This is a genomic window from Enterobacter sp. NFIX59, from assembly GCF_900113755.1.
GTDB classification, from domain to species: Bacteria; Pseudomonadota; Gammaproteobacteria; order Enterobacterales; family Enterobacteriaceae; genus Enterobacter; species Enterobacter pseudoroggenkampii.
Genome location: NZ_FOQN01000011.1, coordinates 52309 through 60891, shown reverse-complemented (window position 1 = coordinate 60891; position 8583 = coordinate 52309). Strand labels below are relative to the sequence as shown.

General features: G+C 56.1%; 8 protein-coding genes. All 8 read left to right on the top strand.

Annotated elements, in window-relative coordinates; all coding sequences use genetic code 11:
* The coding region (locus BM007_RS22215) for a type VI secretion system Vgr family protein (protein WP_139210942.1) at window positions 1-1150 on the top strand (1150 nt) is incomplete at its 5' end.
* Complete coding sequence (locus BM007_RS22210) at window positions 1143-1640, top strand: hypothetical protein (protein ID WP_244319920.1); 498 nt, start codon at window positions 1143-1145, stop codon at window positions 1638-1640. The genes BM007_RS22215 and BM007_RS22210, both read left to right, overlap by 8 nt.
* 75 nt (window positions 1641-1715) lie before the next feature.
* Window positions 1716-2270: a hypothetical protein gene (locus BM007_RS22205; protein WP_244319919.1), complete on the top strand. Its 555-nt coding sequence runs from the start codon at window positions 1716-1718 to the stop codon at window positions 2268-2270.
* A gap of 3 nt (window positions 2271-2273) precedes the next feature.
* Window positions 2274-2666, top strand: a complete 393-nt coding sequence (locus tag BM007_RS23490; protein WP_254780662.1) for a hypothetical protein — start codon at window positions 2274-2276, stop codon at window positions 2664-2666.
* Window positions 2667-2690: 24 nt separating this feature from the next.
* Complete coding sequence (locus tag BM007_RS23485; protein WP_254780661.1) at window positions 2691-3350, top strand: hypothetical protein; 660 nt, start codon at window positions 2691-2693, stop codon at window positions 3348-3350.
* A gap of 73 nt (window positions 3351-3423) precedes the next feature.
* Complete coding sequence (locus BM007_RS22195) at window positions 3424-3864, top strand: DcrB-related protein (RefSeq protein WP_024909853.1); 441 nt, start codon at window positions 3424-3426, stop codon at window positions 3862-3864.
* Window positions 3865-3867: 3 nt separating this feature from the next.
* Window positions 3868-8244: an RHS repeat-associated core domain-containing protein gene (locus tag BM007_RS22190; RefSeq protein WP_090421023.1), complete on the top strand. Its 4377-nt coding sequence runs from the start codon at window positions 3868-3870 to the stop codon at window positions 8242-8244.
* Window positions 8244-8504 carry a hypothetical protein gene (locus BM007_RS22185; protein WP_024907031.1) on the top strand — a complete coding sequence of 87 codons (261 nt, stop codon included), beginning with the start codon at window positions 8244-8246 and terminating at the stop codon, window positions 8502-8504. Before BM007_RS22190 ends, BM007_RS22185 begins: the two co-directional genes overlap by 1 nt.
* Window positions 8505-8583: the final 79 nt, after the last annotated feature.

Below are 8583 nucleotides of genomic sequence, written 5' to 3'. Positions count from 1 at the left end.
GCCGGGTCGCTTTGTGGACAAGGGGCACGGGGAGTTCTATGCCCGCATCCGTCAGGAACGCTGGCAGGTGGAGCACCAGCAGATTCAGGCCACCGCGACGGCGGCGGGGATTGCGCCAGGGCACACCTTCACGTTAACCAACGCGCCGTTCTTCAGCGACAACGGTGAGTATCTGGTGACGGCGGCGGGTTACCACCTCGAAGAGAACCGCTATGCCAGCGGCGAGGGGGAGACCATTCACCGTACCGATTTCACGGTCATCCCGTCGGCGGTGGTGTACCGTCCGGCGCAGTCCACGGCGTGGCCGCGCACCTACGGCCCGCAGACGGCGAAAGTGGTGGGGCCGAACGGGGAGAGTATCTGGACGGACAAATACGGTCGGGTGAAGGTGAAGTTCCACTGGGACCGTCTGGCGAAGGGCGATGATACCAGCTCCTGCTGGGTGCGTGTGTCGAGCGCGTGGGCGGGCCAGGGCTACGGCGGGGTGCAAATCCCGCGCGTCGGCGATGAGGTGGTGGTGGACTTTATCAACGGGGACCCGGACCGTCCGATTATTACCGGGCGCGTGTACAACGACGCGAGCATGCCGCCGTGGGCGCTGCCGGCTGCGGCGACGCAGATGGGCTTTATGAGCCGCACGAAAGACGGTTCCGTGGACAACGCCAACGCCCTGCGGTTTGAGGATAAAGCGGGTGCAGAGCAGGTGTGGATTCAGGCCGAGCGCAACATGGACACCAGCGTTAAAAATGATGAAACGCACAGCGTCGGCGGCGAGCGCAGCCATTACGTGAAGAAAAATGAACTGCATCGCGTGGAAGCGAATCAGACTCAGGCCGTGAAAGGTGGCACCGAGATCCTGACGGGGAAAGGCAAGCTGGATGCGGCGGTGGAGCAGTATGTTATTGCTTCCGGGACGAAGCTGCGGCTGGTCTCCGGTGAGAGTGCCATTGAGCTGAATGCTAACGGCAAGATTAACCTCATCGGCAAAGAGTTTAACTTCTTCGTGGAAGGGGATGGGTATATCACCACGGGCGGTAAGCTGCATCTGAATACCTCTGGTACAAAACCGGGCACCACGGCGCCGGGATCGGGGCATAAAGGGGATATTGATGCGGCGGTGCAGGCGAAATTTACGGCCAAAGATGAGTAAAGCAGGTGCGGTGCTTATCGCGTTACTAACGACGGGAATGGCTGGAGAAGATGCGCAGAAAAAGGATCTTTGGATGTTTATTTCCGGGATGAGTGCATCGCTTAAGACGTTATCCGTTACAACCCTTAGTAACGCGCCGTTATCGTTTAAGATGACCAGGCAAAATGAATATATCAATTTCTACAATGCCGACGATATCAAACTCGCTGATGGAACGAGCATAACCGCAATTGGGTTACGTTTAAGCAAACAAAACGACGGCATGGCACCTTTACTGAATTTTTCACCTTCCTCAGGTCAATGCATAACGCTTGATACCGTTAAAAAGCGCTATCCGCAGCTGAGGTTAACTGATTATCCGCGCGGCCGTTCGGAGAACGAAGTGACCAGCTATACAGCCCGAAAAGATATGAATGGACAAAAAGTGAGCTTCAGTTTCACCGTGAAAAATCCTCACTGTCTGGGTTCAGTCGTCATTAGCGCCGACTAAGAAATACTGCACTCATGTCCTGACGGTTTCTTCTGGGTGATAATGGCCATACACATTCAATAAATGACGATTAACGTGAAAAAACATACGCCAATATTTCTTTGTTCGGTCCTGATGTTTAGCTGTCCTGGCAGCAATGTGGTTTTCGCTCAAGGTAAGCCATCCATTCTGACTAAACAGGATTTCTCCGTACAGATCAAAGACCAGCCTGTCGCCCTGGGCGACAGATGGACGCCTGATATTGCCCCTAAAATTGGCGTGCCGGTGGAAGGCAGTTTTACCGGTGAGGTTCCTTTTGATGGAGTCCAATATAAATTCTTTCAGCATCAAAACGCTGGAGTAGAAATATTCACTTCCAACCTCTGGTGGGATAAAGCGGAAAGAAGCGTTGATGATTATATCGTGTCTCAAATTACGCTGACTGCCGAAGACTTCGCAACGCCGCGCGGTGTCCATGTGGGTTCAACGAGAAAGGAACTGAACAGCGCATACGGTACCGGTCAGGTCGAAAATGATGCCGGGGAGCAGTGGATTACCTACGAATTGGATAAAAAACTGCTCTCTTTTGAGATAAAAGGCGACAACGTTATAAAAATAACGATGAATTACAACAATGATTCTCAAGAATAATTTATGACCAAAAAATATGTTGCAACCGTATTGTTCACGGCTTTATTGACAGGCGCAGTTGAAACGTCATCTGCGTTAGAGTTATCGCAATACAATAACCTCAATACGGTCAGACGCATCGTTAACGACAGCGAAGTGACAGACAATCTCAGGAAGACGTTGGGAGATCATTACCAGACCTTTATTGATAACTTTGATGTCTTCGGCGAACCGCATACCACCCCAGGTGGCGGATTGTTTGTTGAGGGCTGGCTAAAAGATCTTTATCTGGAGAACGCATCCGCGCTGGTCATCAATCCTGACGGCAAAATCTTTGCGGCCTGGGTGGTTCCAGAATCAAACGTTATCCATTACCAGTCATCTGATAATAGTCAGGCCATTAATGCCGATATTTAGCAATGGGCCGCCAGATTCAATACGATGCAGTTTGCAAAAAGCAGCCAATCAGGACTCGCGTTTGACGGGGAGTGGGCTGGTGAATTCGAGAACGACTCGACGTTAACCCTGCGGCTAGCTGAATCTGGCAACCGTATCACCGGGTCTTATTGCTATGTCTCCCGGAGAGGAAATCGCATCGATTGCCCGGAAGATGATGAGCATAATCTTAGCGGTACGATCGCGGGAAACCGTGCGGACGTTGAGTTCAACTCATCGTTTGGCGGCGCAGGCGGACGGGCTGTTCTGGAACTAAAGGGGAGTGAAATGGAATGGCGTTTAGTTACTCCTCCTCAAAAAGGAAATGATTTTGCTCCGCTGCGTTATACGTTACGTAAAGCCGCTTCGGTTCAAAACGCGGAAACCAGAAAACTGGACACCGAAAAGTTCACTATCTCTCTGATAAACAAGTGCGGGCGTTTCGAGGGTGAATGTGACCAGATGGTTTATCTCGGTGTGCGCAAAAGCGATAACAGTACGATCTCCTTAAAGGGAAAAACGTTACACGACCCTGCAGGTAAAATAATCGGCTCAACGTACAAGAACGGCGAGATCGCTTATACCGTCACGTATGTACCCGTGAAATTGGTTGTCAGCAAAGGCAGCCATGTTTTAGTCGAACAGTCAGGCCAGTGGCTTAAATAACTATAGCCAGCCAAAAGGCCAGCATCGATTGGCCTTCTTGTTTCTCTCAATATTAAGCATCCCGAGTTCACTTATGAAATACACCCTCCAGGAAGGCTCGTTTTCCCTTTTTCCTGCTGCCTGGCAGGATAACAGTATGAACATTATTCGCGATGACGAAAGCGGGCTGTCCGTAGTGGTCAGCCGCGGTGTGATTCCCGATGGCAGCGACTACAAACAAGAGTTTCACCGCCAGTGGGATGTGTTGCGTCCTCAGATGGGTGAGATCGCCCAGAGCGAATTCCGGGACGTAAAAGCCGGGCCTGACGGAAACATTAACGGGCTGGAAGTTGAAACCACGTTTGACCGTAACGGGCAACGCCTGTGGCAAAAACAGCTGGCCGTGCAGACGCCGGGCAAACCGGTATTGATGATTTTTACCCTCTCGGCACTCAGAGCCTTTACCGAAGAGGACGAGGTGCGCTGGAGCGCGCTTAAGCAGAGCCTGACGCTAAACGACAACCGGAATGTGTAAGGCATGAGCGATAACAACGCGGCCCGTAAGGGCGACGAGATTATTCACTCTAGCATTTTTGCTGACATCACCAGCATTGTGGCGGAAGGTGCCGCCTATGCGGTGATTGGCGCGGCGGTGGGGCTGGCGGCTACGGCCGCCGCGCCACTCCTCGGTGCTGGAGCCGCCGCAGCAGGCGTGGCGGCAATTGGATCCAGCTGTCTGTTAAGCGGGATTATTGGCGGCGTGCTGGCGAACGTGGCGGGGATCACCGACGATATCAGCAACGCCGCGGAAGGGTTAGGCAATGCGCTCTTCCCGCCGTCGCCTGCGGGTAAAATTACCACCGGCTCGAACAACGTTCTGACCAACGCAATCCCCGCCGCCCGCGCGGCAGGCACGCTGACGCCCGCCGATACACCGTCCCCTGAGCCGCAGTCGCCGGGCAGCTTTGCCGATTACGCGGGCATGCTGCTTTCCGCTGCCGGACAGTTTGGCAGCGAAATGTGGCAGCCGAGCGTGGCCTCTGCCGCGGCGGGGACCTCGCCGCTGGAAGAAGACAAGGTGGCGTGTGAAAAGCACTCCGGGCCGCAGTATCTGGCGGAAGGTTCTAAAAGCGTCTTCATCAACGGACAGCCCGCGGTGCGCGCGAAAGATCGCACCACCTGCGAAGGCACCGTGTCCGACGATGTCTCCCCGAACGTGATCATCGGCGGGGACACGCTCACGGTTCGCGATATCAAAAGCGGTAAAACGCCGGGTCTGGCGCTGGGGATGATTGCGCTCTCCCTGCTGCGCGGGCGTCCGGGCAAGCTCCTGAAAAACATGCCCTGCGCGCTGGCGGCGGCCGGCGGCGGGATGCTGGCGGATATGGCCGTCAACGCCGTGTTTGGCTCCTCGCACCCGGTCCACGCCGCCACCGGCGTGAAGGTGCTGAACGACGACGATGAGCTCGACTTCTCGCTGCCGGGGCGCTTCCCGCTTCGCTGGCAGCGCAGCTACAACAGCCTGACGACCCGTGAAGGGCTGTTTGGTCTGGGCTGGGCAACGACTTTTGACAGCTATCTGACGCTGGAAGATAACAATGCGACCTGGTTCGATGAAACCGGGCGCGAGCTGAGCTTTGAACTGCCGCCTGTCGACCGTGCGTTTTACAGCATCAGCGAAGGCATCATTATCCGCCGCAATGAGAACGGCGACGTGGCGATTGCCGACGATGACGGCGCGGTGTGGCGTCTGTACAAACCGACCCGCATCAATCCTTCTATCCTGCGTCTGGCCTCCCTTAGCGATGAATACGGCAACGCGCTGCTGACGGCGTGGGACGAGCACGGCAGGCTGGTTGGTATCCATGATGAGCCGTGGGCGATAGACGTCACCCTGCGCTATGAAGATGAGCGCTTCCCGCTGCGCGTGACCTCGGCCAGCCATTTCGACGGCAACCAAACCTGGCCGCTGATGCAGTGGGGCTACGACGCGCGCGGCCAGCTGGCGAGCGCGACGGACGCCTCCGGCGTGGTGACGCGTGAATACCGTTATAACGAGCACGGGCTGATGGTCTGGCACTGCCTGCCGGGCGGTCTGGAGAGCGAATACCGCTGGCAAAAATTCGACCACTGGCGCGTGGTGGAAAACCGCACCAGCACCGGCGACGGCTGCCGCTTTAGCTATGATTTAGCCGCCGGGCTGACGACCGTCGAGCACTACGATGGTCAGACGCGCCGCCACTACTGGAACGCGCAGAATCTGATTGTCCGCTATGTTGACGAGCGCGGTGAAAACTGGCGCTACGAGTGGGATGATAACGAGCTTCTCACGCGTCGCATCGATCCGCTCGGCAACGCCGTCACCTTCGTCTACGACGAGATGGGCAACCGGGTGCAGGAGACCGATGCCGACGGCAATACCCGCACCACTACCTGGCTGGAGCACCGCGCGCTTCCCGCGGCCATTATCGAAGCCGACGGCAGCGCCACCCGGTTCTGGTACGACGAACATCACGGGCTGAAGCGCGTGGTGGATCCGATGGGGCAGACTACGCAGCTGCGCCGGGACGCGTTCGGCCTGGTCGTGGAAGAGGTCGATGCCGCAGGCAACAGCCGCTACCAGGAGTACAACGAGGCCGGGCAGATCGTTCGTGCGACGGACTGTTCCGGGCGAATTACCCGCTATCGCTATCATCCGCTGGGCTGGCTGGTGGCCGAGACTGGCGCCGACGGTGAAGAGACGCGCTACCGCTACGACGCCGCAGGGCGTCCGGTGCAGCTCGATCGCCCGGAAGGCTGGACGGAATCGCTCAAATGGAACGAACGTGGCCTGCCGGTGAAGCATGCGGGCGCCGACGGGAAAGAGAGCGAGTTCAGATATGACGAGGCGGGGCGCTTAACCGCCACCCGTAATACGCAGGGTGAAGAGGTGCGCCGCCGCTGGGACAGCCGCGGGCGTCTGATTGCCCTGGAAAACGAGAACGGCGAAGCGTATCAGTTCCGCTGGGGGCCAGACTCGCTGCTGCTGGAAGAGGTGGGGCTCGATGGCGTAGCCTCGCAGTATCGCTATGATGCCTGCGGGCGCACGATTGCGCGCACCTTTGCCGCCGGTCATCCGGAGGCTATCACCCACGCCTTCGCCTGGAGCGCGAGCGGTCAGCTGGTCGCCCGCACCACGCCGGAAGGGCAGACCCGCTACCATTACACGCCGTCCGGGCTATTAAGCCGGATTGGGCTGCATCCTGCGCTTGCAGCCGACGCGTGGAGCACCGAGGCAGAGCAGGAGCTCGTCTTTGAGTATGACGCGCTCGGTCGCGTGACGCGCGAAGCGGGCGAGCACGGTGAGCTGACGTGGGAGTATGACGCGCTGGGCAACCGCACCTCCGTCACGCTGCCCGATGGCCGCGAGCTGAAGCAGTTCTACTACGGCAGCGGACATCTGCTCAGCATTGCTCTCGATAAGCTGTCGGTCTCCGATTTTACTCGCGACGAACTCCACCGTGAGACCAGCCGCACCCAGGGGCTGTTGACCACCCGCAGCGAGTATGACCGCCTCGGCCGACTGCACCGCCGGGACGTCTTTACCGGCAATGCGCAGCGCCCGTCGCCGCGCCGCTGGTCCCGCCGCTGGGATTACGACTACCGTAATAACCTGGTGCGCGAAGAGCGGGACGATAACCCGTTCAGCTGGTACCGCTGGCAGTACGACAGCGCCGGGCGCCTGCTCGTTCAGGACGGCACGCTGCCTGGTCAGGAGCAGTGGCGCTGGGATGCAGCCGGTAACCCGCTCGAAGGATCTGCTGCGAAGGTTACACACAACCGCCTGACGCAGCTGAACGGCATTCGCTGGCGTTATGACATCCACGGCCGCACCGTGGAGAAGGATAACGGCCAGACCTGCTGGCACTACCGCTACGACGGCGAACATCGCCTGACGGAAGTCATCAGCCAGCCGCGGGATCGCAACAAACCGCAGACGCAGGTCAGCTTCCGCTACGATCCGCTCGGTCGCCGCATCAGCAAAACGCGCCGCCAGATGCTGGGCGGACAGCCAACCGGTAAGCCAGTTACCACCCGGTTTGTCTGGGAAGGGTTCCGGCTGCTGCAGGAAGTGCACGGGGATGTGCCGCTGACCTACGTTTACAGCGATCAGGACAGTTACGACCCGCTGGCGCGTATTGACGGCGTGGAAGCGCCGGAGATTTTCTGGTTCCACTGCCAGCCGAACGGCACGCCGGAGCGGATGACGGATATCGAAGGGCAGGTGCGCTGGGAAGGCGTTAACAGCGCCTGGGGCAAGCTGCTGCGGGAAAGCGAGACGCAGCTATCAGGATATTCTCAGAACCTGCGGATGCAGGGGCAATACCTGGACCGTGAGACAGGGCTGCACTACAATCTGTTCCGGTATTACGACCCGGACTGCGGACGGTTTACGCAGCAGGACCCGATAGGGCTGGCGGGGGGGATAAACCTTTACCAGTATGCGCCGAATGCGCTGGGGTGGGTGGATCCGTGGGGGTTAAGCCGATGCAATACAGGGAAAAAACCAGGGCCGCAACTTCCTGGAGGAATTGCAGAAACATTTGATAAAAGCGTTTATAAAAACAGGCAGCTGAAAAGAGACGAGACTTTTTATAAATATCATGGTGTAAATAATAGAACAGGAAGAAAAATTTCTTGGCTGACAAATGAAAAATACAATTCCGAGGAGGTTTTGCGAGAAAATCTAGCTATTCGCCATGATTGGGGTGTTAATATTACTAATGTATCAGAGTTTAGAGTTCCTAAAGGAACGTGGGTGAGTGAAGGTCCTGCTGCAGCTCAAGGGGCAGGATATCCTGGGATGGGATACCAGGCTGTGGTATCAAATCTTCCAAGAGCATGGGTGGTTAAAACTTTAAGGGTTCCCTGGTAATGAAATTGAATAACTTAAAAAATGCACTTGAAAAAATAATTTTTGAACTTAATGCCAATGGTAAACATGAATCGGTAAATTTTTTTCAAACTCGTTATGAACAGATAATAATTTTTGGAGACAAAATTCCATTTGAAATAATTGAAAGTCTGTCAACATGCAGAGCTATGGCTCAATACGCAAACTTTTCCCTCAGGGAAGAAAAACTTTTAGATGATGTTGTTAATTACGCACTTGATATTAAAAAAATGATGCCCTGATATTAAGCAAAGAGAAGGATTGATTTTTGCGAGGTTATAATTAAGCAGCGTCTGTTTTTGAAGTGCTCACTCAAACAAC